Raw genomic sequence first — 25776 nt, 5'->3', positions numbered from 1 at the left:
CGTCCTCGGCGCGTTCAGAGCTCCTTCCACTCGCCGCCGCACTCCTCGCACACCCGTACCGTCCCGATCTCGTCCGGGTCATTCTTCGTCCCGAGCTTCTTCTCGCACTCGGCGCAGTTCAGTCGCTCGTACGTGTCCTTGAACAACGAGCCGTCGCGGAGCGCCTTCCTGACCGATTTCATAACCCGGCCTACGAACTCACATAATAAAACCCTGCGGTGACCCCTCCACGCGTTGACGCGAGATGTTCGTATCCGAACCAGCTCACCACTTTCGGTTCGAAATACGTAAGCGGACGACCGTCGAAGGACGCGCTGTGACACAGGGACGGACGAAACTGTTCGGGGCGATGTGCGCGATGGTGTTCCTCGTGAACTTCCCGCGCGTCGCGTTCGCACCGATGCTCGACGCGCTCGCCGCATCCTTCGACGTCACGTCCCAGGGCAAGATCGGACTCATCGCGACGCTCGTCTGGCTCGGGAGCGCACTCCCCCGCATCCCGACCGGCTGGCTGCTCACGCGCGTCCCCAGGCATCACGTCGTCCTCGGCACCGGCGTCGTCCTGACGGGCGCCGCGACGTTCACGACGTTCGCGTGGTCGCTCCCGAGCGTGTACGTCGGGTCGCTCCTCATGGGCGTCGCGAGCGGCGCGTACTTCATCGCCGCGAACCCGCTCGTCTCCGAGCTGTTCCCCGACAGCGTCGGGCGGGCACTCGGCATCCACGGGACCGCCAGTCAGGTTGCGGCCGTCGCCGCACCGCTGTTCGTCGGCGTCGCGCTCGCCGCCGCCTGGATATCGGTCCCCTTCGAGCGCTGGCGGCTCGTGTTCGCCGCCATCGCCGTCTTCGCGGCGGTCACCACGACCGCGTTCTACGCGGTCGCGCGCCGAGCGGAACTCCCGGACGCCGGCGCGGAGGACCGCGACCTCATCGCCGGGGCGCGCGCACAGTGGCCGCTCGTCGTCGCCGGCGTCGTCTTCCTCGGGTTCACCGGCTTCGTCTGGAACGGCGTCTTCAACTTCTACGTCCAGTACCTCGACGTCGCGAAGGACGTCGCGCGCCCCACCGGCCGGGTGCTCCTCACGGGCATCTTCGCCGCGGGCGTCCCCGCGTTCTGGCTCACCGGGCGGCTCATGGACCGCGTCCCGCACGTCCCCGTCATCCTCGTCATCCTCGGCGGCTTCGCGACGCTCCTGATGGCGCTCACGGTCGCGACCGGCCTGTACGCCATCGTCGCACTCTCGCTCGCCATCGGGTACGTCATCCACTCGCTGTTCCCCGCGATGGACATCTACCTCCTGGACGCGCTCCCCGACGAACACCGCGGGAGCGCGTACGCGCTCTACTCCGGGACGATGATGCTCGTGCAGTCCACGGGCAGCGTCGCACTCGGCACGATGCGCGACCTCGACGTCACGTTTACGGCCGCGTTCCAGGGGTACGCCGCGCTCGTCGGCGGCCTCGTCGTCGTCCTCGTCGCCCTCCACGTCGCCGGCCGGCTCCCGACGAAAGCGCGCGCCGTCAACTGACCCGCGACGACCCGCTGACCGCCGACCGCCGCCGGCAGCGACCGCGGGTTCTGGCATCGCGCCGATTATACAACTCCGGTCCTTATCATCACGTGATGGAGTACGTCCAGGAGCGCGTGACGACCCTCCACGATTACGGCGACGCGGACCCGGTGGCGCCGACGGAGCGTGCGGCGGTCGTGGTGCCGATGACCGAACGCGAGTACGCCGGGCTGGCGCCCGAGCACACGCTCTCGGCGCTCGAATCGGTCGATCCCGGGAAGGTCGTGGTGCCGCTGTCGGCGTCGCCCGAGCACGTCGGCGACTTCGCGGACTGGCTCGGGTCCTTCGACGTCGACGCCGACCTCCTCTGGTGCAACAGCGAGGAGGTCGACGCGGTCCTCGCCGACCACGAACTCGGCGGCGCCGCCGGTAAGGGCCGGGACGTCTGGCTGGCACTCGGCCACGCCGCGGACGTCGCCGACTTCGTCGTCTGTCACGACGCGGACGCGAAGACCTACACCGACCGGCACGTTCCGAAACTCCTCGCGCCGCTCGCCGGCGAGTACGCGTTCTCGAAGGGCTACTACGCCAGGGTCGAGAACGACCAGCTCTACGGCCGCCTCTTCCGCCTCTTCGTCCGCCCGCTCATCAGGGCGCTCGACGACGCGACCGACCACGCGTTCGTCGACTACCTCGACGCGTTCCGGTACGCGCTCGCCGGCGAGTTCGCGATGACCGCCGACCTCGCTCGCGAGATCCGCGCGCAACGCCAGTTCGGCCTGGAGGTCGGGACGCTCGCCGACGCGTACGCGCACGCCGGCTTCGAGCGCTCCGCGCAGGTCGACCTCGGCCGCCACGAGCACGACCACCGCGCCGTCTCCGGCCCCACCGGCCTCAGCGACATGAGCGAACAGGTCGGGCGCGCGCTGTTCAACGCGCTCGCCGACCACGACGTCCCCGTCGCGTACGACGCGCTCCGCGACGCCTACCGCGACACCGCGAGCGCGCTCGTCGACCAGTACGCCGCCGACGCCGCGTTCAACGACTTCGCGTACGACGCCCACGACGAACGCGACCAGATAGAAGCCTACGCGCCCGCCGTCCAGGCGCCGGACCGCGACGACCGCCTGCCCGCGTGGCACGAGGTTTCCCTCCACGCCGAGACCGTCCTCGACGCCAGCCACCGCGCCATCGAGCGCGTCAGGGACTGAGCGGCGTGGTCAGTCGCCGAGACCACCGGCGTCGGCGTCGTCGACGACCTCGAACCCGACAGCGTGCGCCGCGTTCCGACCGGTGCCCCAGTAGACGAACCGATACGAACCCGGTTCCAGGGGTCCGCAGACGCGGTACGTCGGCGTGTACTCGAACGCATCGGTGAGCCCCGTCTCCGAGACGGTGACGGTCCACTCGAAGCCGCTCCCGGGTTCGTGCCGCACCGCATTGTCGATGATACCCCAATTGTCGGGTGCGATTCCCAAGATGCTGTGCCAGCCGTCGCCGGTGGCGCGCTGGACGTCGAGCTTCTTGCTGACGCCCGTCGTCTGCACCTCGTCGCTGACGTTCGTCAACGCGAACGTCACCTCGTCGCCGAGCGCGACCCGGTCGGCGCTCGCGGTGAGCCAGAAGCCGTCACGTGGACCGGGCTCGGCCGCGGTCCAGTACGGGTCCAGCGGCTCGGTGCGCTCGCCGCAGGACGATGCCGGGTCGGCGACGCCCTCGGTGAACGCGGTCGCTTCCCCGACGTTCGACTCCAGAGTCGCCTCGCGCGACGCGAACGACTGACAACCGCCGACGACGGTCGTCGTTCCGGCGGCGAGCGCGGCGAGGACGTGACGACGGGCGGGCATCGTCGACACGACGACCAGGGTCGAGAAGTGTCTTGTGCCGCACCCGGCCCGGCCCCGCTCGCCAGCCTGTCTTTCCCCGAAGCCACGAACCGGCAACTGCAGAGAAGACTTATTCCACAGCGAGTTCGCATCCAGGACGTGACAGGTACCGTGGTCAGTTCAGTCCGTGGACTCCTCAACAGGGACGTGGCCGTCGTCTTCCTCGTGGCACTCCTCGTCTGGTACGCGTCGTTCCAACCGTACGGGTCCTGGCTGAATTCGATCATCAACCCGGTTTACCGGGGATTCTGGCAGCTCGGAATCCCGTTCTCCTTGGGTGAGTCCTTCCTCGTACAACTCCTCGAATACTGGACCCGGCGAGCCCTGTTCTGGGCGCTCGTCTCGCTGATCATCGGGAACATCGTTCACCAAGCACGCGTCCGAGTCGGCTAGCCACTTGCGGACGCGGCTACGACGGTTGAACAATTCCGGATAGGCGTCCACCGACGACGGTCGACGTGGGACCCGGGTCGCGTCGGGGCGTCGCCCTGTCGTCGCCCGAACGGTTTTGGTGTCGCGCGCGAACCGGTCTTGACGTGACCGAATCCGACGCCGCGGACGGGCGCGAGGTGCTGTCGCCGGACGAGCTCGCGGGCGTCCTCGAGCTGTTCGGGGCGCTCAGCGAGTCGGAGTTCCAGCGGGCGGTCCGCGAGGCGGCCTTCCGCGCGGGCCGGGACGTCAGCGAGGACGGTATCGCCGAGCGCGTGAACGCGGCGGCGGCGTCGTTCCACGTCGTCCGCGTCGCGGCCGAGGCCGTCCCCGAGGTCGTCGACGGTCTCGACGGGTCGGAGGCGGCGTACGTCGCCGGCCCGCGCGCGTGGCCCGAGGAACCAGAGCACGGCGAGGACCTCCCGCACATCCTCGACGTCGACGCCCGCGACGTCGACCGCGAAGCGCTGGCGGTCCGCGTCCGCAGGCAACTCCGCGCAGCCGTCGAACAGGCCGCCGCTCGCGGCGACGCCGACCGCCTCCACGACGTCGTCGACGTCACGTACGACGTCGAAGCGTGGGCGGACGTCGACCTCGCCGACACGCGCGGCCTCGCCGACGGCGCACTCGCCAATCTCGACTGACTGCCAGCGCAACGGTCCGCCAGGCTTTACTGACCGATACCGCGCACGGACCGGGCGCGAACGCGACTGCGAGCCGACGACCGTGCGCGCCGTGGGAGTAAACGGTTAAGTGTCGACGCGGCCGATTCGCGGACATGAGCGACCTGCCGGAGGACTTCAAGTGCACCATCACGAACTGGGAGTACATCTACTCGCTGTGCCGGGACGTCTCGAACGACGTGAAGCGGGACGCGTTCGAGCCGGACGTGGTCGTGGCGCTCGCTCGCGGCGGCTGGTTCGCGGGCCGGTGCATCTGTGACTTCCTCGGGTTGGACGACCTGACGAGTCTGAAGATGGAGCACTACGTCGGGACCGCCCAGAAGGCCGACGAGCCCCAGGTCCGGTACCCGATGCCGGAGGGGTCGGTGGACGGGAAGGACGTCCTCATCATCGACGACATCGCGGACACCGGCGGGTCGATCCGGCGCGCCGAGGAGTACGTGATGGAGCGGGACGCGGGCGAGGTGCGTACCGCGACGCTGCAGTTGCTGGATACGAGCGAGTTCGAGCCGGATTACGTCGGCGAGAACCTGGAGGAGTGGGCGTGGATGGTGTATCCGTGGAACTTCATCGAGGACATGATCGACGTCATCTCGGGCGTGATGGCGCGCGCCGACGAGGACGCGTTCTCGAAGGCGGACATCCGGCATTACCTCTCGGAGTACCACGACGTGGAGCGCATCGAGATGGAGATCGCGCAACCGAATCGGATGACGGAGGTGCTCACGGAGATGGAACGTCGCGGTGTCGTCGCGGACGCCGGCCCCGGCGAGTGGCTGCTCGTGGACGACGAGTCTGCTGACGACTGAGGGCGGGAGGACGGAGTCGTCGGTCGCGACGGCGGTTGGTCGCGACGGCGGTTCGTCAGTCGTCGGTCGCGACGGGGTCGTTCGGTGAGCCGGTCGCGTCGTCTGCGGTCGTCGACTCCGTCGTTCTCGTGCCGTCTGCTTCTGTGGTCTCGTCGTCGACGACGCTCTTCTTCCACGTGCCGCGCGTGAACCACGCCATCGCGGCGAGGCAGCCGACGACGTCGCCGACGGCGACCGCGATCCAGATGCCGGTCGCGCCGAAGTCGCCGGCGATGGCGAGCGCGAACGTCACCGGGACCCGTACTGCCCAGAGGGCGACGGCGCTGAACGCGAGCGCGGTCTTCGTGTCCCCGGCGCCCCGGAACGCGCCGAGGAACACCTGGAACGCGCCGACGAACGAGAACGCGACCGCCATCACGCGCAGGTACTCCGCGCCGAGGCGGACGGTCTCGGTCGCGGTCGCGGACTCGGTGCGGAGGAACACCGCGACGATGGGTTCGGCGAACGCGAGCGCGACGACGGCGACGACGACCATCACGACGGCGACGAGTTTCGCGGCGAGCCACGTCGCTCGTGCGGCGCGCTCGGGGTTGTCCGCGCCGAGGTTCTGGCCGACGACCGTGTTCGTCGCCTGCCCGAGCCCCATCGCGGGGAGGAACACGAGCGAGATGAGGCGGTTCCCGAGGCCGTACGCGGCGACGACTGCGGGCGGGAACGTCGCGATCATCGCGGTCAGGGTGACCATCGCGAGCGACGCCATCGACTGTTCGAGCGCCGACGGGACGCCGACGCGCACGATCTCGGCGATGGAGTCGAGGTCGGGCACCAGGTGCGCGCGTTCGATGGTCGGGCCGACGGTCGTCCCGAAGAGGACGTAGAACCCGAGCGCGGCGGCGATGGCGCGACTGAGCACGGTCGCGACCGCGGCGCCCTCGATACCCATCGCGGGCACGCCGAGGGGCGCGAACCCGAAGATGAGCAGTGGGTCGATGACGACGTTCACGACGACGGAGACGAACATGATGCGCATCGGCGTGCGCGTGTTCCCGTACCCGCGGAGGAGGCTGACGAACACGAAGAACCCGAAGAGCGCGGGGCTCCCGAGGAAGAACAACCGCATGTAGTCCGCGGCGAGCGGGATGACCCGCGCCTTCGTCTCCGGGTCCGCCGGGAACAATCCGAGCATCGTGTCCGTCACGAGGAACCCGAGGATTGCGAGGACGACCGAGACGCCGAGGACGAACGTGAGCGTCTGCCCGGCGACCTTCCCGGCGGCGTCGTCGCCGCCAGCGCCCGTGTGCTGGGCGACGAGGATGGCACCGGCTGCGGTGAATCCGCCGCCGACGCTGATGAGGAGGAAGATGATCGGGAACGCGAGGCTGAGCGCGCCGACCGCGTCCGCCGACAGCGCCCCGAGCCAGAACGTGTCCGCCACGTTGTACGCCACCTGGAGGAGCTGGATGACGATCATCGGCCACGCCAGCGCCACCATCGGCCCGAGGAGGTCTCCCTTGGTCAACTCCCGATTCTCGGTCATACGAACCGAAACGCTTCGGTGCCGTAAGAAGACTCGTAGCCCGTGCTAGCGCGCCTCACCGTCGACGGCGTGACGCCCCCAACCTATCGCCGGGATTTTTCGCCGAGGCGTTCGACCGACCGCCCGTGTCCCCTGGATCCTCGCCGCGCGGCCGGTCCCTGCTCGTCGCCGCCGCGCGGTTCGTCGCGCACTGGCTCGCACTCTCCGTCGGCCTCCTCCCGTTCGCGTTCGTCGTCGCCGCCGTGGACGTCGGGTACCCGTGGCTCGTCGGCGGGACGGCCCTCGGACTGGCCGCCGTGGCCGTCGACCGCGACGTCGGCCTCCGGACCACGGGCGCGCTCTCGCTCGCGGCGGTGTCGTCGTTCTTCGCCCTCCAGGCCGCGGCCGCCGGCGCGCTCGGCGACCCGTCGACGGCGTGGACCGTCGGTGCCGCGGGAGTCGCGTACCTCGCCGCCGTCGTCGTCGTGCGCGCCGACCCCGCGAGCCGCGTTCGCGCACTCGTCGACCCCGGAACCCGGGGTCGGTCGCGGGACTGAGCCGTCGACGCGGCGACTCGTCGCACTTAAATCCGCGCGGCCGGAAACCGAGTGCATGTCCATCGGCATCATCGGTGGGAGCGGCATCTACGAGGCGCTCCCGCTGGAAGACGTCGAGAAGCGAAGCGTGACCACGCCGTTCGGGGAACCGAGCGACGACCTCACCGTCGGCACGCTCCACGGGAAGGACGTCGTGTTCCTCCCGCGGCACGGCCCCGACCACCAGCACACGCCGACGAACGCGCCGTACAAGGCGAACATCTACGCGCTCAAGGACGCCGGCGTCGACCGCGTCATCTCGACGAACGCCGTCGGGAGCCTCCGCGAGGACCTGCCGCCGCGCGCGCTCCTCGTCCCCGACCAGATCTTCGACCGGACGAGCCAGCGCGAGCACACGTTCTTCGGCGACGGTATGGTCGTCCACATGGGGTTCGCGGACCCCTACGACCCCGCGCTCAAGTCGCACCTCGCCGACGCCGCCGAATCCGCCGACCACGACGCCACCGTCGAGGAGGATGGAACGTACGTCTGCATCGAGGGCCCGCAGTACTCGACGCGCGCGGAGAGCGAGTTCTACCGCGAGCAGGGCTGGGACGTCGTCGGCATGACCGCCATCCCCGAGGCGAAGCTCGCTCGCGAGGCCGAACTCGCGTACGCGACCGTCACGGGCGTCACCGACTACGACGTCTGGAAGCAGGACAGTGAAGTGACGCTCCAGGAAGTACTGGACAACGCCGCCGCGAACCAGGAGTCCATCAACGCGGTCGTCGAGGAGGCCGTGCGGACGATGCCGGAGGACTTCGAGAGCGACGCCTGGACGGCGCTCGAAGGCACCGTCAACACGCCGACCGAAGCGATTCCGGAGGAGACCAGAGAGCGCGTCGAGTTGCTCGCCGGCGAGTACCTCTGAGGTGACGACCGATGTCGTCGCTGCCCCAGCCGCCCGCGATCGTGCGCTCCGGCGTCGCGAGAGCGGTGGCCGTCGCCGTCGGCGCGTTCCTCGTCTTCGGAACCGTGACTGGCCTCATTCCGAATCCCGTGTACGTCCGGATGGTCGAGCGAACGCTCGCGGACTACGTGTTCCTCGTCGCGACCGCCGCGTTCGCCGGTGCGTTCGTCTACCAGCGCTCGCGCGTCGCCGACCCACTCGGTGACGGGTACGCCGCGGGGAGCGTCGTCGCCGGCGTCCTCGCGTTCGGGTGCCCGATCTGTAACGCCGTCCTGCTCGCGCTGTTCAGTTCGTCCGCGCTCATGACGTACTTCGACCCGCTGCGACCGTACCTCGGCGTCGCGAGCGTCGCGCTGTTCGTGGGCCTGCTCTACTGGCAGTACCGCCGGGACTGCGCCGCGTGCGAAGCGGGCGACGGTGCGGCCGCCACGGAGTGACGACGACGCGGTCGTCAGGCCGGTCGGACGTACGCGAGGGTGTCCTCGCGCGTGAACTCGTCGTTCTCGCCGAGGACGACCTCGTCGACGGTCCCGGCGACCGGTGCGGGGACGTCGATGCTGACCTTCTCGATCTGTATCTCGCAGAGCGTGTCGCCCGCGTCGACGGTCGCGCCTTCCTTCGCGAACCAGTTCGCGACCACGCCCTCGTCGACGTCGTCGCCGCCGTCGGGCCACACGGACGCGAGCGTGACCGCGACGCGCCCGTCCGCCGATCCGGGTTCGCTCGTCCCGCTCATTCTCGGACGGCGCGAACCGCAGCCTCGATGTCGTCGACGCCCGGGATGACCTCGTCCTCGAGCGGCCGCGCGTACGGGATGGGGACGTCCGGGATCGCGACGCGCTGGACGGCCTCCAGGTCGTCGAGCGCGTGCTCGGCGGCGAGCGCCGCAATCTCGCTCGTCACGCCGAACGACCGGTAGTCCTCGTCCACGACCACGAGCCGTCCCGTCTTCCGGACGGAGTCGAGGACGGCGTCGGTGTCGAGCGGGACGAGCGTCCGCAGGTCGAGCACCTCGGTGTCGATACCGTCGTCCGCGAGCGCGTCGGCGGCCGCCATCGCACGGTGGACGTGCAGCCCGAGCGTCACGACGGTCACGTCGCTCCCCTCGCGCTTCACGTCGGCCTCACCGAAGGGGATCTCGTAGGCGTCCTCGGGGACGTCGGTCTTCGGGCCGCTCGGCGACGGCATCCACCCGAGCCCCATCAGGCGCTTGTGGAACATGTACACGACCGGGTCGTCGTCCCGGATGGCGGTGTGCATCAGGCCCTTCGCGTCGTACGCGGTGCTCGGGACGACCACCTTCATGCCGGGGAGGTGCGCGAAGGTCCCGTACAGCGTCTGGGAGTGCTGTGCGGCGTCGTTGTACGTCCCACCGACGGCGGTCGTGAGGACCATCGGGACGTTCACCGACCCGCCGGACATGTAGGTGTTCTTCGCCATGTTGTTGTAGATCTGGTCCATCGCGACGCCGAAGAAGTCGACGAACATCAGCTCGACGATGGGACGCATCCCGGCCTGTGCGGCGCCGACGCCCGCGCCGATGTAGCTCGTCTCCGAGATCGGGACGTCCATCACGCGGTCATGCCCGAACTCCTCGCCGAGGTCGGTCGCCGAACTGAAGATACCGCCGTAGTCGGCGACGTCCTCGCCCATGAGGAAGACGTCGTCGTCCTCGCGCATCTCCTGGGCGACCGCTTCGACCATCGCGCGACTCATCGTGAGCTCGCGTTCGGCGGCCTCCTGGGTCTGGGCCATCACTCCTCACCTCCGTCGGTCGCGGCGGTCGTAGACGAGGCCTCGTCGACGCCACCAGTAGGTGGGTTCGCGAACACGTCCTCGTAGGCCGCGTCCGACGCTGGCTCCGGTTGCTCCTTCGCCCAGTCGATGGCGTGGTCGACGCGGTTCTCGGCCGACTCGCGTATCTCGTCGAGTTCGTCGTCCGTGATGCCGTGTTTCCGCAGGTCTTCGGCGAGGCGCTCGATGGAGTCACGGGCCTTGTGGCGTTCGACGTCCTCCTCGGGCCGGTACGCCTCGGCGTCACCCATGAAGTGCCCCATGCGACGATGCACCTGTACCTCGAGCAGCGTCGGGCCGTTCCCGTCGCGAGCGCGCCCGACCGCTCGTTCGGCGGCCTCGTAGACGTCGACCGCGTCGTCGTGGTCGACGCGCTCGCCGTGCATCTCGAACCCGTCGGCGCGCTTCGAGCCGTCGCGGACGTCCGTGACGCGCTCCTTGGGCATACTGATCGCCCAGTCGTTGTCCTCGACGACGAACACGACCGGGAGGTTCTGGACGCTCGCGAAGTTCAACGATTCGAGGAACCCGCCCTGGTCGATGGCGCCTTCGCCGAGGAACGCGACCGCGACCGCGTCCGTGTTGCGCTTCTTCGCGGCGAGGCCGGCGCCGACCGCTGGCGGACACCCCTGGGCGATGATGCCGCTGCACGCGAAGTTCACGTCCGGGTCGAACAGGTGCATGTGGCCGCCTTTCCCCTTCGAGAGCCCGGTCTCGCGGCCGAATATCTCGGCGGTCATCCGCTTCAGGTCCACGCCCTTCGCGATGGCGATGTGGTGTGGTCGGTGTGGTGCGGTGACGGTGTCGTCGTCGCGCAGGTGCGCGCAGACGCCCGCGCCGGAGGCCTCGTGGCCCGCGGCGAGATGGAGCTCGCCCGGGATGGGTCCGGCGGAGATGTCGAACGCGGGTTGTTTCCCCTCGAGGTACTCCTCCTGGAGGCGCTCCTCGTAGTAGCGCGCGGTCACCATGTCGTCGTACATCGACCGAAGCTCTGAGTCGCTAGGCATGGTACACAATAGCAATGGTCTGATGGGCGCAAAAATCGCCACTACACGGTTACTGCCGGGCACACGTCCAGTTGCGAGCACCTCGTGACCTGGTCCCGATCACGACGCGTCGGGTACCGGCGAGATGGTTCCCACTCGCCGACGGAGCCCTTCCGGCCGGCGACGGATTGGACTCGACGTCGTCGGACCGCTACCGGTCGCCGTCAGTCGCGCGGACGCTTCGCGAAGGGACGCCGCTCCGGGGATCGCTCGACGGTACGTACGCCGTCAGGGTGTGGCCGGTCTCGTCCGACGCGACGGCGTCTTCGGCGGCGTCGCGCGTCTCGTACACGGCCCCGCGTCCGCTGGAGACAGGTCGTTGGCATCGGACGCACTCCCCTGGTAGTCGTGGTGGAACCGGCGCTCGGCGTATCACTCGCCGAGCGTGACGGTCCGGATGCGGTTGTTCCCGCAGCTCGGACAGAGGTGGCGGTAGTCGATGCGGCGGCCGTTCGTCGACGCTCGCCAGCTACCGTCCTCGTCGTGGTACCCGCACTCGGGGCACGTGAGGTCGGTCCCCTCGTAGCGGTCGTTGAGTCGGTCGATGAGCGACGACCCGCCTGCGCCTCGGGACATACCGAAGAACTTCGACGGCCACGAACATAAGTCATGCCACGGTTTAACATGGCGTGGTTCTGGGTTTCGACTTTCCCAGCCACGTGGAAACTCGAGAACCACGGAAACGGCTGCCAGAGCCGATCAGTCCGCGGCCGCGCTCTCGCTCACCGTCGCGGCGTTCGGGTCCTGCACCCAGAGGTCGCCGAACAGCTCGTCCTGCTGGAGGCGGACCGTCCCGCGGTGACTCATGAACAGCACCGCGAGGAACGTCTGCACGCGCGACCCGTACGCCGCCGCGACCTCGCGGAACAGCACCTCGTCGCGGCCGGCGTCGTAGTGCTCGCGTAGCGTCGCCTCGACGTCCTCGATGACGGACTCGATGTCCTCCTCGTGGGTCGTCCCCGTCACGTCCGCCTCCGTCGGCTCGTCGTCCACGCGGAAGTCGTCCGCCGACCGATAATCCAGCGTCTGCTCGCCGCGTCCGTACCCGCTCGGCGAGTCGCTCGTGTCGTACTCGCGCTGGCGCTTCCACCAACTCCCGCGCTCGGCCTCGCGGAGCTCGCGCACGAGCTCGTCGAGCGTCTCCGGCGTCCCACGCGCCTGCTTGCGGTCCAGACGGCGCTCCATCTCGTCCTCCAGCGCCGCGACAGGGTCGAAGTCACCCGGAGCCTCGCCACCCTCACCGCCTGCCGCGGCCGGGTCGTCCGCGAACGGCTGCTCCCACGGCGCGAGCTCCTCCTCGTCCTCGTCGTCGCTCCCGTGCAGGAGCTCGTCGCCCTTCATCCGCACCAGGACGCTCGCGTAGAACAACGCCCGCCCCGACGTCCGCAGGTCCGCGTCGTCGAGCGCGTCGAGGAACTTGTCCGTCACCGTGACGACGTCGATGTCCCACGGGTCGATCTCGCCGTTCTCAGCGAGGGTCACCAGGACCTCCACGGGCTCGACCTCGTCGTCGTCGCCGTCGGCCATCGCGTCCTCGTCCGGCATGACCTCGTCCATCGTCTCGCCCGCCGCCTCGGCCGCTTCCGCCGCGTCCGGATACGGGTCGTCGCTCTCGGCGCCGGCCGCGTCCGCCTCGTCGTCGTCGGCACCGAACGGGTCGTCCGCGTCCCCCGGCCGCTCGCGGTCCTCGTGGCCCGCGATGTCGAGCATCGACGCCGGGTCGTTCCCGCCGTCCGGCTGGAGGTCCTCGCCGTCCTCCGGGCGCTCCTCAGTCATCCGCCGGCACCTCCTCGCCGCCCGCCAGGTCGATGCCCGTGACCGCGGACACGTTGTTGTCCTGCATCGTCACGCCGATCGCGCGCTCCGACCGGTCGAGCATCGCCGACCGGTGCGAGACGACGACGAACTGCGCGTTCCCCGCGAGCTCGTCCACCATCTGCCCGACGCGCTCCGCGTTCGCCGCATCGAGGAACGCGTCCACCTCGTCGAGCGCGTAGAACGGCGCCGGATTGTGCCGCTGTATCGCGAAGATAAAGGCCAGCGCCGTCAGGGACTTCTCCCCGCCGCTCATCGCATCCAGTCGCTGGATGGGCTTGTCGCCCGGCTGCGCCTTCATCGTCAACCCACCCTCGAACGGGTCCGCCTCGTCCTCCAGGTGCAGCGTCCCCGTCCCGGCAGACAACCGCTCGAAGATGTCCGTGAACTGCTCGTTTATCGCCTCGTAGGAGTCCATGAACGTCTGCTTCTTCTGGGCCTCGTAGGACTCGATGCGCTCCCGGATGCCATCGCGCTCCTCGACGAGCGTCTCCTTCCCCGACAGCAGCTCCTCCAGGGCCTCCTTGACCTCGTCGTACTCGTCGATCGCGAGCTGGTTCACGGGCTCCATCGCCGTCATGTCCGCCTCGAAGCACTCCACCATCTCCACGACCGCGTCGTGCTCCGGGACGTCCTCGGGGTCGTACTCGCCGACCTCCGCCTCCAGGCTCTCGACCTCCCACTCGAGGTCGTCGCGCTCGGCCTCCAGGTTCGCCACCTTCGACTCGACCGCATCCACCTGCTGCTGTTGCTCGTCCCGCGCCTGCCGTGCCGCCTTCGCCGCCTCGCGGACCTCCTCGCGTTCGGCCTTCAGGTCCTCGAGCTCGTCCTCGAGCTCCAGGACCTTCCGGCGTTTCTCCTCGAGCGTCGCCTCCTTCGCCTCGATGTCGCCCTCGAGGTCCGCGATGCGGTCCTCGTGCTCGGCCTTGCGCTCCTGGGCGTCCTCGATGTCGTCGTGGAGGTCCTCGATGGCGTCCTCCGCGTACTCCTTCTGGAGCGTCAGGTCGTTCAACGTCCCGTCGATGTCGTTCACGCGACCCTCGATGTCGTCGATCTCCGCCTCCACGTCCTCCATCTCCGCGGTCAACTCGGGGACGCGCGAATCCGCGAGCTCCTCCTCGAGCTCGGCGATGTCGTCCTCGATGTCCGCGATCTCGGCCTGCTTCTCGCTCACCTGCGCCTCGATCTCCTGCATCTCCGCGTCCACGTCCTCGCGCTCGCTCTCGAGCTCCGCCTTCCGGTCCTCGAGGCGCTCGACGCGCTCTCGCGTCGACTCGATCTCCGCCTCGACAGCGTCCACGTCGCTCTGGACGTCCCGGACCGCGTCCGTCGCGTCCGCCTTCCGGTCGCGCGCGTCGTCGAGCCGCTCGTCGATGTCCCGGAGCTCCTCGCGGAGGTCCTCGCGTTGCTCCTGGAGCGCCGTTATCTGCTCGGCGACGCGCTCCAGTTCCCCGCGCCCGGACTTCGCGAACGAGTACCGCGACCCCGACGACGACCCGCCCGTCATCGCCCCGGACTTCTCGACGAGGTCGCCGTCGAGCGTCACGAGCCGATAGTCGCCCTGGAGGTCCCGCGCCGTCTCCAGGTCCTCGACGACGAGCGTGTCGCCGACGACGTAACTGAACACGTCCGCGTACGTCGAATCGAAGTCCAGCAGGTTGTACGCGAAGTCGACGACGCCCGGCACGTCCGGCGGACTCGACAGCGACCGATTGTGCATCTTCGTCATCGGGAGGAACGTCGCACGCCCGGCGTTCCGCGACTTCAGGTGCTCGATGCACTGCTGGCCGACGACGTCGTCGTCCACGACCACGTTCGCCATCCGGCCACCCGCCGCGGTCTCACACGCCTGCGCGTACTCGCCGCCGACGCTCCCGAGCTGCGCGACCGTCCCGTGCACGCCGTCGATGCCCGAGTTCAGGATGGTCGTCACCGACCGCCCGTACGACGAATCGCCCGACGCCTCGGCGTTCGCCTCCAGCTCCGCGTACTCCTGTTGCTTGCGCTGGAGCTCGTCCTCCACGTCGTCCAGGTCGCTCTGGGTCTCCTGTTTCTCGCGCTTGAGGTCGTCGACGACGCCCTCGATGGAGAGCGCGTTCTTGCGCGCCTTCTCCAGTTCGTCCTGGAGGTCCTCGCGCTCGGCCTCCAGCTCCGGGATCTCCGCCTCCGCAGCCGCGACGTCGTCCTCGACCTCGCCGATCTCGTTCGACCGACGCCGCGCCTCGTCCAGGAGCCGGTCCTGCTCGCGCTGCAGTTCGTTCTTCTCGTCGCGCGCCTCCTCGAGCGCCTGTTTTCGCTCCTGGAGGTCGCCCTTGAGCTCGTCGTACTCCGTGTCTATCGCGTCGATCTCCGCCTGCAGGTCCGCGAGCTCCGCGCGCTTGTCCTGGACGTCCGCCATCAACGAGGACTTCTCGACCTTGCACTCCTTGATGTCGCCCTCCAGGTCCTCGATCTCCTCTTGCTTCTTGTCCACCTGCACGAACGCCTGCCGGCGGTCCGCCTCCGCGGACTCGATGGCGTCCTCGCTCGACGCGACCTTCTCCTCCAAGAGCTCGATGTCGTTCTGGATGGCGTTGATGTCGCTCTTGATCTGGAGTTGCTCGTCCTCGCCCTTCCGCTCGATTTCGCGGTTCAGCTCCTCGAGGTCGTCCTCGAGACGCATCACCTTCCCCTGGCGCTCGTCGAGCTCGCGCTCCAGGTCCTCGAGTTCGTCCTGTTTCCGTTCGATGCGGTCGACGACCGACTCGAGCGCCTCGCGCTTGTCCTCTAACTCCGCGGCCTTCAGGTAGCCCTCGTACTCCTCCTTCTCGCGGCGGAGTCGTCGATACCGGAGCGCCTCGCGGCGTTCGTCCGCGAGCTGGTCGAGGCGGTCGTGCTTGTCGTCGATACGGATCTCCGCCTCCTCGATGCGCTCCTTGACCGTCTCCAGTTCCTCTAACGCGTCCTCCTTCTTCGCGTCGAACTCCGCGACGCCCGCGATCTCGTCGATAATCTGGCGGCGCGCGTACGGCGTCATGTTGATGATCTCCGTGACGTCGCCCTGCATGACGACGTTGTAGCCCTCCGGCGCGACGCCGGCTTGCGCGAGGAGGTTCTGGATGTCCGAGAGGTTCACCGAACGCCCGTTGAGGTAGTAGTACGAGTAGTAGTTGTCCTCGGTCTGCTTGACGCGGCGCTTCACCGATATCTCGCTGACGTCACCGACGTCGTCGGTCCCGGCGGCGTTCTCGACCTGCGAGCGCGAGAGCCGGCCCTCGTCGTTCGCGAGCACGACCTCGACGATCGCCTCCTTCGGGCCGCCGCCGTCGTCGCCGTCGGCGTGCCCGGGATTGTAGATGAGGTCCGTGAGTTTCTCCGCGCGAATCCCTCGCGTCCGAGCGAGGCCGAGCGCGAACAGTACGGCGTCGATGATGTTCGACTTCCCACTCCCGTTCGGGCCGGTGACGACCGTGAAATCCTCGTAGAAGGGGATTCGGGTCTTCCGCCCGAAGCTCTTGAAGTTCTCGAGGACGAGTTCCTTGATGTGCATTGTTTGTCCGAATCCACCGCGGGGACGCCGACGTCAGGCGACGATGATGTCGTCGCCGACGTCGGAATCGTCCGAATCGTCGCCCGCTTCGCCCTCGGTGGGCTTGTCTCCTTCGACTGCTTCCTTCGTCGCTTCGGCGACGTCCTCCTGGCCGGCTTCGGGCGTGACGATCTCGGTGTCGGTCGCTTCGCTCTCGGGGATGTCCCCGCGGGCGGTGGTCTGCGCGGGGCTCTCGTCGGCGCCGAGGTCGACGTTCGGGTCGGCGTCCTCGACGACGGTCTGGGGGTCGGCGTCGAGTTCGGCTTCGAGGATGCGCACGCGCTCTTTGGTCTCTACGAGTTCCTCGGTGAGGCCGCGGACGGTGGACTCGAGCTCGGCCACGGTGGCCTCGAGTTCCTCAACCCGGTTCGTTGGCATACACAGTACGCGCGGGCGGAGTCTCTTAATGGTACGCAAGACAAACATAGTATTTCTGTAACTTCGTGGTGGATGGTCGCCTGGTGGCGCGAGCCACGAGTTCCTGGCCAGTAACGAGACACGATACGACACCACTCGGACGTTGATTTATAAGCCCGTGTTCGGTGTCGGCTCCGGCGGCCCGCTCACGGCCGTGACCCCGCCGGTCAGAACAGGCCGGCGGCCTCGACCTCTTCGCGGTAACACTGGAGGTAGGATTCGAGGACGGCGTCGTGGTCGTACTCGTCGAACGCCGGGTCGTAATCGAGCCGGTCCAGGTTCGCGGCCTCGCGGATGGCGTCCGCGAGCTCCTGCTCGCTCGTCGTCCGGAACGCCCGGTCGCGGTCACCGCCCGGCTTCAGGTAGTGCTCGACGAGCTCGTGCGCGCTCGAGTTCGCGTGGTACTCGACGATGCCGACGCAGCCGCTGGCGAGCGCCCACAGGAACTCGGTCGGGAACAGGCACTCGTTGGCGGTCTGCGCGAACACGTGCGCCCCACGATAGACCGAGATTCGTTCGTCGCGCGTGCACTCGCCGAGCCACGTGATGCGGTCGTCGATGCGGAGATCCTCGGCCTGCCGTTCGTACGCCGCTCGCTCGGGGCCGTCGCCGACGACGGTCGCGGTCCAATCCGTCTGCCGGAGTTCCGCGAGCGCGAGCAGGAGCGACTCCAGGTTCGCGCCCTCGTCGAGCCGGCGCGCGTACACCACGTCACCGGCGCGAGTCGGGTCGGTCGCGCGGATGCGGTCGACGTCCACGCTGTTCGGGACGACCTCGACCGCGTCGTCGGCGAGGTCGGCGTGCTCGCGGACCTCGGTCTCCACGAGCGCCGAGGGAACGAGGACGCGGTCGGGCTTCGAGAGCGCCTTCCGTTCGGTCCGCCCGTACTCGACGTCACCGTACCACTCGGTCACGAGCGGTGCGCGCGCCATCCGCGCACCCTTCTTCGCGGCCGGCACCTGACTCGCGGGAGTTCCCGCGGCGTGCACGACGTCCGGACTCCGACGCGGGATGCGGGTCGTGAGCGCCCACCGGAACGACCGCTCCGCGTCCACGTCCTCGACCACCGCCTCGTACGTCACGTCGTTCTCCGTCCACGTCTCGTCCGCGCTCGTCCACCACTTCCCGCAGAGCACGACGACGTCGTGGCCGCGCGCAGCGAGGCGCTCCGCGACGCCCCGAACCCGCGAGTTCGCCTCCGACCCACGATGAAAAGCGGTCTCCAACGCGACGAACACGACGCGCATACCCACAAGCGACACAGGACGGAATATAAACGAATCGGCTTGCATCACTCCAACCCGGCGGCGACCGGCCCGAGCCGAGCGAAGGTCCGAGCCGAGCGAAAGGCGCCGACGAGGGGTCAAGTTGATTGCCGACGACGACGAACGGGCGATAGATGCGGCTCGACGACTACATCGACGGGTTGGAGCCCGACGAGGACGCGCGGCGTCGGCGGCTCGCGAAGGAGAAGTCCTACGAGGTGACGGAGTACCTGGAGGACTTCGAGCGGGCGTTCGAGGAGTCGGTGCAGGGCGGGGACCTGTTCGGGTCGACGTCGCCGTCGGTGTTCGTCGGCCGGTCGGGGTACCCGGACGTCTCCACGGGGTTGCTGTCCCCAGTGGCGGGTGACGTGGACCCCGAGAGTCTGGTGACGGACGCGTCGTGGTACGGCGCGGTCGGTATCGACGACGTCGTCCAGCGGCGGAGTTCCCTCCTGAATTCGAACCGGCGTGCCGACGTCCGCGACGCGGGGTCGCTCTCGGGGTCCGAGAGCGTGCACGACGCGTGGAACGGGTTCCTAGGGACCCAGCGCGAGGTCGCCATCGCGGGCGACCCCGTCGACGTCGAGATCGGTCTGGACGGGACGCCGGAGCTCGACCTCTCCGGCGGCGAGATCAGTGCACCGCGTGGGCCGCGAGCGCGAGCGAACCGTGCGGAACTCGCGGAGAACCCCTACGTCCCGCGGCCCGTGAAGAAGACGCTGGAGGACGACGACTGGCAGGCCGAGGGGGCGATGACGTACCTCTACCGCAGGGGGTTCGACGTCTACGAGATCAACAACATCCTCTCGGCGGGTGCGCTCGGCCGCGGCGAGAACCGGCGGCTCGTCCCCACCAGGTGGTCGATCACGGCGGTCGACGACACCGTCGGGCAGTTCCTCCGCGGGCAGTTACGAGGGACGCAGAGCATCGACCAGGTGGAGGTACACGAGAACGAGTTCATGGGGAACCGCTACTGGGTCGTGCTCGCACCCGGGAAGTGGGAGTTCGAGCTCGTGGAGATGAAGGCGCCGGGGAGCATCTGGAATCAGGGCCAGGGCGAGGTCTGGATGGGTGCGGCGAGCGAGGGGTTCGAGGGCCGGAGCGGGTACGTCGACGAGACCGCGGGCGCGTACTACGCGAGTCGACTCGGCGTCCTCGAACACCTCGCAGAGCGCGGCCGACAGGCGAAGTGCCTCGTCCTCAGGGAGGTCAGCGACGACTACTGGGCGCCCGTCGGCGTCTGGCAAGTACGGGAGTCGGTTCGGAACGCGTTCGACGACGAACCCGGGGAAGCGGAGGACTTCGCGACCGCCGTCCGCGCCATCGAACCGCACCTCCCGGTGTCGACGAACCGCCTCCGCCGGAAGTCCAGCATGGTCTCCGGCCTCCAGTCCTCGCTCGCCGACTGGACGTGACCACGCGAGCGACGCGGACGCACCCGCTGCGATTCTCGACCCGTGAGCCCCACCGGATTATTCTTGCCGGCTGACCGCATACTGACTAGACATGTTAGCCGCCCTCCCGCTCCAGGTTCCGGGTGCGCCAGAGGTCATGATCATCGCGCTCATCCTCCTCCCGCTGCTCGTCCTCGCCGTGATCGGGTACGTGCTCGTCCGACGGTTGCTCGACCTCCCCGACCCGAGTCGCGTGAACGAACTCGAACGCGAGGTCGAGGCGCTACGGGAACGCGTCCAGGAGTTCGAAGACGAGAACTAGCGGCGGCGACGTCGACGTCAGTCGTCGACCGCGAGGACGTCGCCGTCGAGGTTCGCCATCGCCGCCTCGACGTATTCGCCGGTCTCGTCGATGATGGCCTGCCACTCGTCGTCGTCCGGCGCGATACCGACGAGGCGTGCGATCTTCATGATGGAGACGTGGTAGACGTGCTGAACGCCGGGCTCGTCCTGCCAGACGACGACGTTGCACGGGAACAGGCCACCCATGTCTTTCGTCACGGAGAGCGCCTTGTCGGCGACTGCGGGATTGCACGCACCGAGGACGTAGTACGGGTCCCGGCCCGCGTCCACCTTCTCGTTCAGCATCTCGCTCGGCGAGAACTCGGTCGCGACGCCGAACCCGGCGTCGACGAACGCCTCGCGGACGTGCTCGACGGCGGCGTCGTGGTCCATCTCGAGGACCGCGCGCTTCGTGCCGATGTCGCTCTCACTGATCTGCTCGGGGTCGATTGGGAGTGTCATCACTCTCCATTCGGCGCTCGGCGCTGAAAAGCGTACGCCGCGTTGGGCGCGACGGTCGCGCAACCGCCGGCCGTCCCCGCGCCCGTGCCCGACGAGCGCTCAGACGGGGATGGGGAGCCACCGCAGCCACTCGAGGACGGTCGCCGTCGGGATGATGGGGTCGTGGATGACGAGCCAGTCGAGGAAGACGAGGCCGGCGCCATGCGCGACGACGCTCGGGAGCAGCGAGTTCGACTTGTAGTCGACCGCGCCGAACAGGACGTCAGTCGGCCCGGAGAGCATGATCTCGATGGGTGGTTTCGACGCGTGATGGATCGCGTACACGACCGGACTGATGAACGCGGCCTTGATACCGAAGCGTTCGCCGACGCCGACGCAGAGCAACCCGCGGTAGTACGTCTCCACGGCGAGCACGAGCGCGAACTGCTTGACCGCGTGGGTCGCGAACGCGGCCGGGTCCCGAAGTTCCGCGGCGGTCCCCCACATCGGGTAGAACTCCCGTATCGACGGGAGCGAGGACCCGACGAGGTAGAACGGGAGGACGAACAACGCGAGGAGGACGGCGTTCCGTATCGCGCGACGGTCGACGCGGTACCCGATGTCGCGGCCGTGCGTCACCGCCAGCGCCATCGGGCCGACGAAGAAGATGAGGCCGTCCACGACGATGCGCCGGTCCAGTCCCGCGGGCGAGAACCGCATCCAGAGGACGGTGAGGACGAACCCCCAGAGGAGGGACTTCGCGGTCCAGGACAGGTCCCGCCAGCCGTCGCGGACGCGACCCAGGAGGTCGGCGGTGCGCGTGCTCATCGATGCGAGTCACACCCGGTGGTGTCCGCGGTCGCGGTCGTGGCTACCGGCGTCGTCGCCCGGACCACGGCCCTGGACTCACTCGGTCGCGACCGGGCCGTCGCCGACGACGCCCTGGACGGCGTCGACGAACGACTGGCGCGTGTCGAAGTACGTCGTGTCGTCCTCCTCGAGGACGTCCGCGAGCGTCCGCGGGCCCTCGGGCGTCCGGATCTCGCTGTCGCCCTCGAGTTCGAGGATGCGACTCTTCTGCTGGGGGTACTTGAGTCGCGACGCGACGCGTGCGACCGGGGCGCCCTCGACGGACGCACCCGAACCGAGTTCGACGGCGGGCTCGTCTTCCGCTTCCTCGTCGTCTGCCATGCTCGGCGCTTTGCGAGCGCCGCGATTCAACCTTTCGCTTCAATCGAGCGCTCGCCGGGCGCTCGTCGGGCGGGCAGCGGACGAGCACGAGGCTGGCGTCGGGTGGCGAGCTGGCGAGCGCGAGGCGCGCTCGGGGCTGACGGCTGCCGGTTGTCTGACGCATCCTTTTGTCGGAGGCGCTCCAAAGTGGACGCATGACGAGTCTCGCGGACGTCTACGAGGACAACGTCGGAGAGGTGGGGAGCGTCCGCCGACTGTACGCCGGGACCGGCCTGTTCGTCGTCGGCGTCGTCCTGACGCTCGCGGGCGTGGTCGCCGGCGGGACGAACGTCCTCGCGACGGTCGGTATCGACGTTCTCGGCGCGCGCAAGATAGCTGGCGTCCTCGGCGGCGTCGGGTTCCCCGCCGTCCTCCTCGGCGTGTTCACGGTGCTGCCGGCGAGCGACCGCGTCCGGGGTGCGGCGGCCATCGGCGCGAGCATCTGCGTGCTCGGCGTTGCACTGTTCTGGTACGCGTACCCGACGTACTGGGTGACCTCGACCGCGAGCACGGACCTGACGCTCGTCGTCGCCGCAGTCTACGTCTTCGGCGCGTTCACGAGCATCTGGACGCTGTTCACGGCCATCGTGAACTTCAAGACGCGGAACGACCCGGGCGGCACCATCGAACTCCGCATCACGCAGGAGGGCGAGACGCGCGTCGTCGAGGTCGACGAGGAGACCGCGCAGGCGGTCCGCGAGGGCGAGACGTCGGCGGCGGACCTCGGGAGCGGCGTCGGGATGCTCGGCCGCCAACCGGACGGGAACGTGGAGACGCAGACCGCGGACCCGTCCGCGTCCTCGTCCGCGTCGACGACCTCGAACTCGAAGGCCAGCGGGCCCGGCGACCGACCGAGCCAGCGGCAGGCGCGGCGCTCGAAGCGCGCTGGCGCCGGCGACGGCGGGACCGCAGGCGCACATCCGGCCGCGGCGAGCGACGGTGGCGCGACCACGCAGGACATCTCCTCGCCGCTCGACGACCACGCGGGCGACGGCTACGACGCGGAGGTCCTCGAGGACGAACCGGCCGAGCCCGCGTCGACGAACCACGCCGACCGCTACTGCGGGAACTGCGAGCACTTCGACTACGTCCAGACGAACCAGGGCATCCAGCCGTACTGCGGGTACCACGACGAGCAGATGGACGACATGGAAGCCTGCGACGCCTGGCAGCCGAACAACTGAACGACCATCTTCTTCCCGCTGGGGTGTCCTCGCTCGCGTCGGTCGCTGCGGACACCGCTCCCGGCAAAGACATGGGTGAAAAAGGCCGACGGGTCGGCCAATGGCCTCGCCGTCGGTGAACCGCCTCGCTTCGCTCGGCGGACGAACGATCGTGTTCTGGTGAGGGGTCCACCACGTACACCGCTCTCACGAGCCCGCGGCGTTCTCGTTCCGGCGCACGACCGAGAGCGTCTGAACCATCCGTTCGTGGTGACTACCCTTCCAGAAGCACTGCTCGCAGTCGCGACACCGCCAGACGTCCTCGTCGGCGGGGTCGGGTGCGTAGTCGGGCGTCGCGTCGTCGGCGGGGACGCGGTCGAGCTGGCCGTTGCAGCGCCCGCAGCGCTCGGGGTCGTCGGTCGGTTCGAGCGAGATGCCGGCGGCGGCGAGTTCGCGTAGCTGGTCGAGCGAGTCGCGTTCGCGGAGGAGGACTCCGTCGGTCGCGGCTGCGAGGTCGCGGTCGCGGGTGACGACGACGCGGTCCTCGTCGCGAGCCAGGGCTGCGATGGCGTCGTCCGCCTCGGCGCCGCGGTCGAGCGCGTACGCGGCGTCGTGCCCGCACAGGCGGAGGTACGCGCGGAGCCCGCCGCACATCGCGTCCAGGAGGATTCGCGTCACGATTCCGACCTCGAGTCAGTGCAGGAACTCGCGGAGCGCGTCCTCGTCGTACGCGTTCAGGACGTCGTCGGGTTCCGCCCACCCTCTGCGGGCGGTGTGGACGCCGTAGGTCACGTTCCCGTACGTCTCGGGGCGATGCGAGTCCGTGTTGATGGAGATGGTCGCGCCCGCGTCGACTGCGGCCTTGACGGCGCTCCCGGAGAGGTCGAGGCGGCTCGGGTTCGCGTTCACCTCGAGCGCGACGCCCTCGCGAACCGCGACGTCGGCGAGGCGGTTCGCGTCGACGTCCAATCCCTCGCGCTGGTTCAGGAGCCGTCCCGTCGGGTGTCCGAGGACGTCCACGCTCGGATGTTCCATCGCCGTACAGAGGCGCTCCGTCGCCGCGTCCCCTGGTTGGTCGAGCGAGCTATGGGGCGACGCGACCACGACGTCGAGCTCCGCGAGGACGTCGTCGTCGACCGAGATGCTGCCGTCGTCGTCGACGTTCGCCTCCACGCCCGAGAACGCCGTGATGCCGTCGACGTCGTCGTTCACCGCTTCGACCTCGTCGGCGAGGTCGAGGAGTTCGTCGTCCGGCACGCCCATCCCACCGACGACGCCGGGCCCGGTCGCGTGGTCGGTGATGGCGACGTACTCGTGGCCGAACGCCTTCGCGCCCTCGACCATCTCGCGGACCGAGTTCGCGCCGTCGCTCGCCTCCGTGTGATTGTGGAGGTCCCCGCGGACGTCCGCCTCGACGAGGAGGTCCGGGAGCGCGTCGTCGATGGCGGCCTGGACCTCGCCGCGGCCCTCGCGGAGCTCCGGCGGGACGAGCGGGAGGTCGAGTGCCGCGTACATCGACTCCTCGGTGTCGCCACCGATGCGTTCCCCGACGCGCTGGCCGTCGTCGGCGTCGTCGACGTCGCTGACGTCGAACGCGCCGTACTCGTTGAGCTTCACGCCCTGCTCGATGGCGTAGTTCCGGAGCGTCACGTTGTGGTCCTTGCTCCCCGTGAAGTACTGGAGGGCACTCCCGAACTCGCCGGGGACGACCACGCGCAGGTCGATACGCATCCCGTCGAAGCGCACCGACGCCTTCTGCTCGCCGGCCTCGATGACCGCGTCAGCGGGCTCCCACGCGGCGAACGCGTCCACGACCGCCTGGCCGTCGTCGCTCGCCGCGAGCACGTCCACGTCGCCGATGGTCGCACGCCACCGGCGCGTCGACCCCGCGACCGCCGCGCTCTCGACCGCGTCGTGCTCGCTCACGAACGCGCGAACGCGCTCCGCGACCGGCCGCGCCTCGCCGAGCAACTCGCGCTCGCCGGCCTGGCGCGCGAACGGGATGGCCTCCAGGATGTTCGACTCGGTCTTCGCCCCGAACCCCTTCACGTCCTGGATGCGCTCGTCCTCGGCGGCCGCCTCCAGTTCGTCGAGGTCCGTCACGCCGAGTTCCTCGTAGAGCGTCCCGATGGTCTTCGGGCCGACGCCCTCCACGCGCAGCAACGCGTCGAGGTCCACGGGATAGCGCTCGCGCATCGCTTCGAGCTCCTCGATGACGCCCGTCTCGTGGTACTCCACGATCTTCGCGGAGATCGCGTCGCCCACGTCGTCGAGCGCCTGCAGCGCGTCCTCGCCGTCCTCGGCGAGCGCTTCGAGCGACCCCGGGTACTCGCGGAGGCTCTCGACCGCGCGCCGGTAGACGTTCGGCTTGTACTCCACGCCGTCCATCTCCAGGAGGTTCGCGTACGCTTCCAGTTCGTCGGCGACGTCGTGCTTGAGTGCCATCGTAGGTGTCTCCGTCGATCAGAGCCCGGTTCGCGGGCCGTCCTCGTCGTGACCGAGCGCCTGCTGGAGGAAGTTCATCCAGCGCTTCCGGTCGGCCGCCGCCTGCGCCTGCGCTTCGCGCTCCAGGTCCGTCGGCCCGAGGTTCTCCAGTGCGTTCAACGCGCGATCCAGGCCGATTATCGCGCCGACGAGCGCCTCGCCGTCCTCGAACGACAGGTCGGGGTCGTCCTCGAGGCGTTGCTTGCGCTGGAGGCGTTCGCGCCGCAGGTTCCGCTTCGCCTCCTGCACGCGCTCGCGGTCCTCGGGCGCGACGCCGTCGACGCGCTTCATCTCGAACACGAACGACTGGAGCTCGAACGGCTCCCCCTGGACCGTAATCGTCTCGGGGATGTCGGCACCGACGGTCGCGCTCTCGCGCTCGATGCGCTCCAGGAGCTGCTTGCGCTCGTACGACTTCACGGTCGACGCTCCGGCCGCCATCGGCAAAACGCTGCGGGTCCCCGGCGGGAGTCCATCC

At 69.0% G+C, this 25776-nt stretch carries 28 protein-coding genes; 11 read left to right on the top strand and 17 right to left on the bottom strand.

Annotated elements, in window-relative coordinates; all coding sequences use genetic code 11:
* Positions 1-14 precede the first annotated feature (14 nt).
* On the bottom strand, positions 15-182 hold the full coding sequence (locus LI336_RS06030) for an HVO_0758 family zinc finger protein (RefSeq protein ID WP_227131882.1): 168 nt from the start codon (positions 180-182) through the stop codon (positions 15-17).
* Positions 183-316: 134 nt separating this feature from the next.
* Here LI336_RS06030 and LI336_RS06025 point away from each other — a divergent pair, with 134 nt between their 5' ends.
* Both LI336_RS06025 and LI336_RS06020 read left to right on the top strand, forming a co-directional pair.
* A complete protein-coding gene (locus LI336_RS06025; RefSeq protein ID WP_368408349.1) occupies positions 317-1528 on the top strand; it encodes an MFS transporter in 1212 nt (403 codons plus the stop codon).
* Positions 1529-1623: 95 nt separating this feature from the next.
* Positions 1624-2721, top strand: coding sequence for a glycosyltransferase family protein (locus tag LI336_RS06020; RefSeq protein ID WP_227131880.1), 1098 nt, complete (start codon positions 1624-1626; stop codon positions 2719-2721).
* Positions 2722-2730: 9 nt separating this feature from the next.
* Here the strand turns inward: LI336_RS06020 and LI336_RS06015 are convergent, their stop codons facing one another.
* Positions 2731-3357, bottom strand: a complete 627-nt coding sequence (locus tag LI336_RS06015) for an AraC family transcriptional regulator (protein WP_227131878.1) — start codon at positions 3355-3357, stop codon at positions 2731-2733.
* A gap of 138 nt (positions 3358-3495) precedes the next feature.
* Here LI336_RS06015 and LI336_RS06010 point away from each other — a divergent pair, with 138 nt between their 5' ends.
* From LI336_RS06010 to LI336_RS06000, 3 genes are all read left to right on the top strand, one after another.
* Positions 3496-3789 (top strand): hypothetical protein, encoded by a 294-nt coding sequence (locus tag LI336_RS06010; protein WP_227131876.1) that lies wholly within the window; start codon positions 3496-3498, stop codon positions 3787-3789.
* Between the two features lie 143 nt (positions 3790-3932).
* On the top strand, positions 3933-4469 hold the full coding sequence (locus LI336_RS06005) for a DUF7109 family protein (RefSeq protein WP_227131874.1): 537 nt from the start codon (positions 3933-3935) through the stop codon (positions 4467-4469).
* Positions 4470-4603: 134 nt separating this feature from the next.
* Positions 4604-5317 carry a phosphoribosyltransferase gene (locus LI336_RS06000; RefSeq protein WP_227131872.1) on the top strand — a complete coding sequence of 238 codons (714 nt, stop codon included), beginning with the start codon at positions 4604-4606 and terminating at the stop codon, positions 5315-5317.
* 55 nt (positions 5318-5372) lie between these two features.
* On the opposite strand, the gene LI336_RS05995 is transcribed toward LI336_RS06000, so the two are convergent.
* Complete coding sequence (locus LI336_RS05995; RefSeq protein ID WP_227131871.1) at positions 5373-6854, bottom strand: MATE family efflux transporter; 1482 nt, start codon at positions 6852-6854, stop codon at positions 5373-5375.
* Between the two features lie 125 nt (positions 6855-6979).
* On the opposite strand from LI336_RS05995, the gene LI336_RS05990 reads away from it, so the two are divergent.
* Genes LI336_RS05990 through LI336_RS05980 form a run of 3 tightly spaced genes read left to right on the top strand, consistent with a single transcriptional unit; the run spans position 6980 to position 8776 of the window.
* Positions 6980-7390, top strand: a complete 411-nt coding sequence (locus LI336_RS05990) for a hypothetical protein (protein ID WP_227131869.1) — start codon at positions 6980-6982, stop codon at positions 7388-7390.
* A gap of 55 nt (positions 7391-7445) precedes the next feature.
* Positions 7446-8300, top strand: a complete 855-nt coding sequence (mtnP, locus tag LI336_RS05985; RefSeq protein ID WP_227131867.1) for an S-methyl-5'-thioadenosine phosphorylase — start codon at positions 7446-7448, stop codon at positions 8298-8300.
* 11 nt (positions 8301-8311) lie between these two features.
* Entirely contained in the window at positions 8312-8776 is a 465-nt protein-coding gene (locus tag LI336_RS05980; protein WP_227131866.1) for a hypothetical protein, read from the top strand.
* 14 nt (positions 8777-8790) lie between these two features.
* Here the strand turns inward: LI336_RS05980 and LI336_RS05975 are convergent, their stop codons facing one another.
* The 8 genes from LI336_RS05975 to LI336_RS05940 form a co-directional block, all read right to left on the bottom strand.
* Complete coding sequence (locus tag LI336_RS05975) at positions 8791-9075, bottom strand: lipoyl domain-containing protein (RefSeq protein ID WP_227131865.1); 285 nt, start codon at positions 9073-9075, stop codon at positions 8791-8793.
* Positions 9072-10094, bottom strand: coding sequence for an alpha-ketoacid dehydrogenase subunit beta (locus tag LI336_RS05970; RefSeq protein WP_227131863.1), 1023 nt, complete (start codon positions 10092-10094; stop codon positions 9072-9074). The genes LI336_RS05975 and LI336_RS05970 overlap by 4 nt, the downstream gene beginning before the upstream one ends.
* Complete coding sequence (locus LI336_RS05965) at positions 10094-11113, bottom strand: thiamine pyrophosphate-dependent dehydrogenase E1 component subunit alpha (RefSeq protein WP_368408359.1); 1020 nt, start codon at positions 11111-11113, stop codon at positions 10094-10096. The genes LI336_RS05970 and LI336_RS05965 overlap by 1 nt, the downstream gene beginning before the upstream one ends.
* Positions 11114-11551: 438 nt before the next feature.
* The gene (locus tag LI336_RS05960) at positions 11552-11755 is read right to left on the bottom strand and encodes an HVO_0649 family zinc finger protein (RefSeq protein ID WP_227131859.1); all 204 of its coding nucleotides are present in this window, start codon (positions 11753-11755) and stop codon (positions 11552-11554) included.
* Positions 11756-11878: 123 nt separating this feature from the next.
* Entirely contained in the window at positions 11879-12955 is a 1077-nt protein-coding gene (locus LI336_RS05955) for a segregation and condensation protein A (protein WP_227131858.1), read from the bottom strand.
* Positions 12948-16523, bottom strand: a complete 3576-nt coding sequence (gene smc, locus LI336_RS05950; RefSeq protein WP_227131856.1) for a chromosome segregation protein SMC — start codon at positions 16521-16523, stop codon at positions 12948-12950. Before smc ends, LI336_RS05955 begins: the two co-directional genes overlap by 8 nt.
* Before the next feature lie 33 nt (positions 16524-16556).
* Entirely contained in the window at positions 16557-16940 is a 384-nt protein-coding gene (locus tag LI336_RS05945) for a DUF7518 family protein (protein WP_227131854.1), read from the bottom strand.
* A gap of 206 nt (positions 16941-17146) precedes the next feature.
* Positions 17147-18226, bottom strand: coding sequence for a glycosyltransferase family 4 protein (locus tag LI336_RS05940; RefSeq protein WP_227131852.1), 1080 nt, complete (start codon positions 18224-18226; stop codon positions 17147-17149).
* A 152-nt stretch (positions 18227-18378) separates the two neighbouring features.
* Here LI336_RS05940 and nreA point away from each other — a divergent pair, with 152 nt between their 5' ends.
* Complete coding sequence (nreA, locus tag LI336_RS05935; protein ID WP_227131850.1) at positions 18379-19659, top strand: DNA repair protein NreA; 1281 nt, start codon at positions 18379-18381, stop codon at positions 19657-19659.
* A gap of 91 nt (positions 19660-19750) precedes the next feature.
* The gene (locus tag LI336_RS05930; RefSeq protein WP_227131848.1) at positions 19751-19960 is read left to right on the top strand and encodes a hypothetical protein; all 210 of its coding nucleotides are present in this window, start codon (positions 19751-19753) and stop codon (positions 19958-19960) included.
* A 17-nt stretch (positions 19961-19977) separates the two neighbouring features.
* Here LI336_RS05930 and LI336_RS05925 read toward each other — a convergent pair whose 3' ends face one another.
* The 3 genes from LI336_RS05925 to LI336_RS05915 all read right to left on the bottom strand — a co-directional run bounded on the left by LI336_RS05925 (position 19978) and on the right by LI336_RS05915 (position 21612).
* Positions 19978-20442 (bottom strand): DUF302 domain-containing protein, encoded by a 465-nt coding sequence (locus LI336_RS05925; protein WP_227131846.1) that lies wholly within the window; start codon positions 20440-20442, stop codon positions 19978-19980.
* Between the two features lie 99 nt (positions 20443-20541).
* The gene (locus LI336_RS05920) at positions 20542-21249 is read right to left on the bottom strand and encodes a CPBP family glutamic-type intramembrane protease (RefSeq protein ID WP_227131844.1); all 708 of its coding nucleotides are present in this window, start codon (positions 21247-21249) and stop codon (positions 20542-20544) included.
* A gap of 78 nt (positions 21250-21327) precedes the next feature.
* The gene (locus tag LI336_RS05915; protein WP_227131842.1) at positions 21328-21612 is read right to left on the bottom strand and encodes a DUF5789 family protein; all 285 of its coding nucleotides are present in this window, start codon (positions 21610-21612) and stop codon (positions 21328-21330) included.
* 194 nt (positions 21613-21806) lie between these two features.
* On the opposite strand from LI336_RS05915, the gene LI336_RS05910 reads away from it, so the two are divergent.
* Entirely contained in the window at positions 21807-22835 is a 1029-nt protein-coding gene (locus tag LI336_RS05910) for a cell division protein CdpA domain-containing protein (RefSeq protein WP_227131840.1), read from the top strand.
* A gap of 186 nt (positions 22836-23021) precedes the next feature.
* Here LI336_RS05910 and LI336_RS05905 read toward each other — a convergent pair whose 3' ends face one another.
* Genes LI336_RS05905 through LI336_RS05895 form a run of 3 tightly spaced genes read right to left on the bottom strand, consistent with a single transcriptional unit; the run spans position 23022 to position 25718 of the window.
* Positions 23022-23492: a DUF5615 family PIN-like protein gene (locus LI336_RS05905; RefSeq protein WP_227131839.1), complete on the bottom strand. Its 471-nt coding sequence runs from the start codon at positions 23490-23492 to the stop codon at positions 23022-23024.
* A gap of 15 nt (positions 23493-23507) precedes the next feature.
* A complete protein-coding gene (polX, locus tag LI336_RS05900) occupies positions 23508-25259 on the bottom strand; it encodes a DNA polymerase/3'-5' exonuclease PolX (protein WP_227131837.1) in 1752 nt (583 codons plus the stop codon).
* Positions 25260-25277: 18 nt separating this feature from the next.
* The gene (locus LI336_RS05895; protein ID WP_227131835.1) at positions 25278-25718 is read right to left on the bottom strand and encodes a DUF5788 family protein; all 441 of its coding nucleotides are present in this window, start codon (positions 25716-25718) and stop codon (positions 25278-25280) included.
* Positions 25719-25776 lie beyond the last annotated feature (58 nt).

The organism is Halorubellus salinus (assembly GCF_020567525.1).
GTDB classification, from domain to species: domain Archaea; phylum Halobacteriota; class Halobacteria; order Halobacteriales; family Natrialbaceae; genus Halorubellus; species Halorubellus salinus.
Note: the sequence above shows the minus strand (reverse complement) of the source record. Positions and strands in the feature narration are given on the sequence as shown.

Excerpts from the sequence above, each read along its gene's own strand:
- LI336_RS06030 (WP_227131882.1), bottom strand. The coding sequence starts at position 182 with ATGAAATCGGTCAGGAAGGCGCTCCGCGACGGCTCGTTGTTCAAGGAC.
- LI336_RS06020 (WP_227131880.1), top strand. The coding sequence starts at position 1,624 with ATGGAGTACGTCCAGGAGCGCGTGACGACCCTCCACGATTACGGCGAC.
- LI336_RS06015 (WP_227131878.1), bottom strand. The coding sequence starts at position 3,357 with ATGCCCGCCCGTCGTCACGTCCTCGCCGCGCTCGCCGCCGGAACGACG.
- LI336_RS06000 (WP_227131872.1), top strand. The coding sequence starts at position 4,604 with ATGAGCGACCTGCCGGAGGACTTCAAGTGCACCATCACGAACTGGGAG.
- LI336_RS05995 (WP_227131871.1), bottom strand. The coding sequence starts at position 6,854 with ATGACCGAGAATCGGGAGTTGACCAAGGGAGACCTCCTCGGGCCGATG.
- mtnP (WP_227131867.1), top strand. The coding sequence starts at position 7,446 with ATGTCCATCGGCATCATCGGTGGGAGCGGCATCTACGAGGCGCTCCCG.
- LI336_RS05980 (WP_227131866.1), top strand. The coding sequence starts at position 8,312 with ATGTCGTCGCTGCCCCAGCCGCCCGCGATCGTGCGCTCCGGCGTCGCG.
- LI336_RS05975 (WP_227131865.1), bottom strand. The coding sequence starts at position 9,075 with ATGAGCGGGACGAGCGAACCCGGATCGGCGGACGGGCGCGTCGCGGTC.
- LI336_RS05970 (WP_227131863.1), bottom strand. The coding sequence starts at position 10,094 with ATGGCCCAGACCCAGGAGGCCGCCGAACGCGAGCTCACGATGAGTCGC.
- LI336_RS05965 (WP_368408359.1), bottom strand. The coding sequence starts at position 11,113 with ATGTACGACGACATGGTGACCGCGCGCTACTACGAGGAGCGCCTCCAG.
- LI336_RS05960 (WP_227131859.1), bottom strand. The coding sequence starts at position 11,755 with ATGTCCCGAGGCGCAGGCGGGTCGTCGCTCATCGACCGACTCAACGAC.
- LI336_RS05955 (WP_227131858.1), bottom strand. The coding sequence starts at position 12,955 with ATGACTGAGGAGCGCCCGGAGGACGGCGAGGACCTCCAGCCGGACGGC.
- smc (WP_227131856.1), bottom strand. The coding sequence starts at position 16,523 with ATGCACATCAAGGAACTCGTCCTCGAGAACTTCAAGAGCTTCGGGCGG.
- LI336_RS05945 (WP_227131854.1), bottom strand. The coding sequence starts at position 16,940 with ATGCCAACGAACCGGGTTGAGGAACTCGAGGCCACCGTGGCCGAGCTC.
- LI336_RS05940 (WP_227131852.1), bottom strand. The coding sequence starts at position 18,226 with ATGCGCGTCGTGTTCGTCGCGTTGGAGACCGCTTTTCATCGTGGGTCG.
- nreA (WP_227131850.1), top strand. The coding sequence starts at position 18,379 with ATGCGGCTCGACGACTACATCGACGGGTTGGAGCCCGACGAGGACGCG.
- LI336_RS05930 (WP_227131848.1), top strand. The coding sequence starts at position 19,751 with ATGTTAGCCGCCCTCCCGCTCCAGGTTCCGGGTGCGCCAGAGGTCATG.
- LI336_RS05925 (WP_227131846.1), bottom strand. The coding sequence starts at position 20,442 with ATGACACTCCCAATCGACCCCGAGCAGATCAGTGAGAGCGACATCGGC.
- LI336_RS05920 (WP_227131844.1), bottom strand. The coding sequence starts at position 21,249 with ATGAGCACGCGCACCGCCGACCTCCTGGGTCGCGTCCGCGACGGCTGG.
- LI336_RS05915 (WP_227131842.1), bottom strand. The coding sequence starts at position 21,612 with ATGGCAGACGACGAGGAAGCGGAAGACGAGCCCGCCGTCGAACTCGGT.
- LI336_RS05910 (WP_227131840.1), top strand. The coding sequence starts at position 21,807 with ATGACGAGTCTCGCGGACGTCTACGAGGACAACGTCGGAGAGGTGGGG.
- polX (WP_227131837.1), bottom strand. The coding sequence starts at position 25,259 with ATGGCACTCAAGCACGACGTCGCCGACGAACTGGAAGCGTACGCGAAC.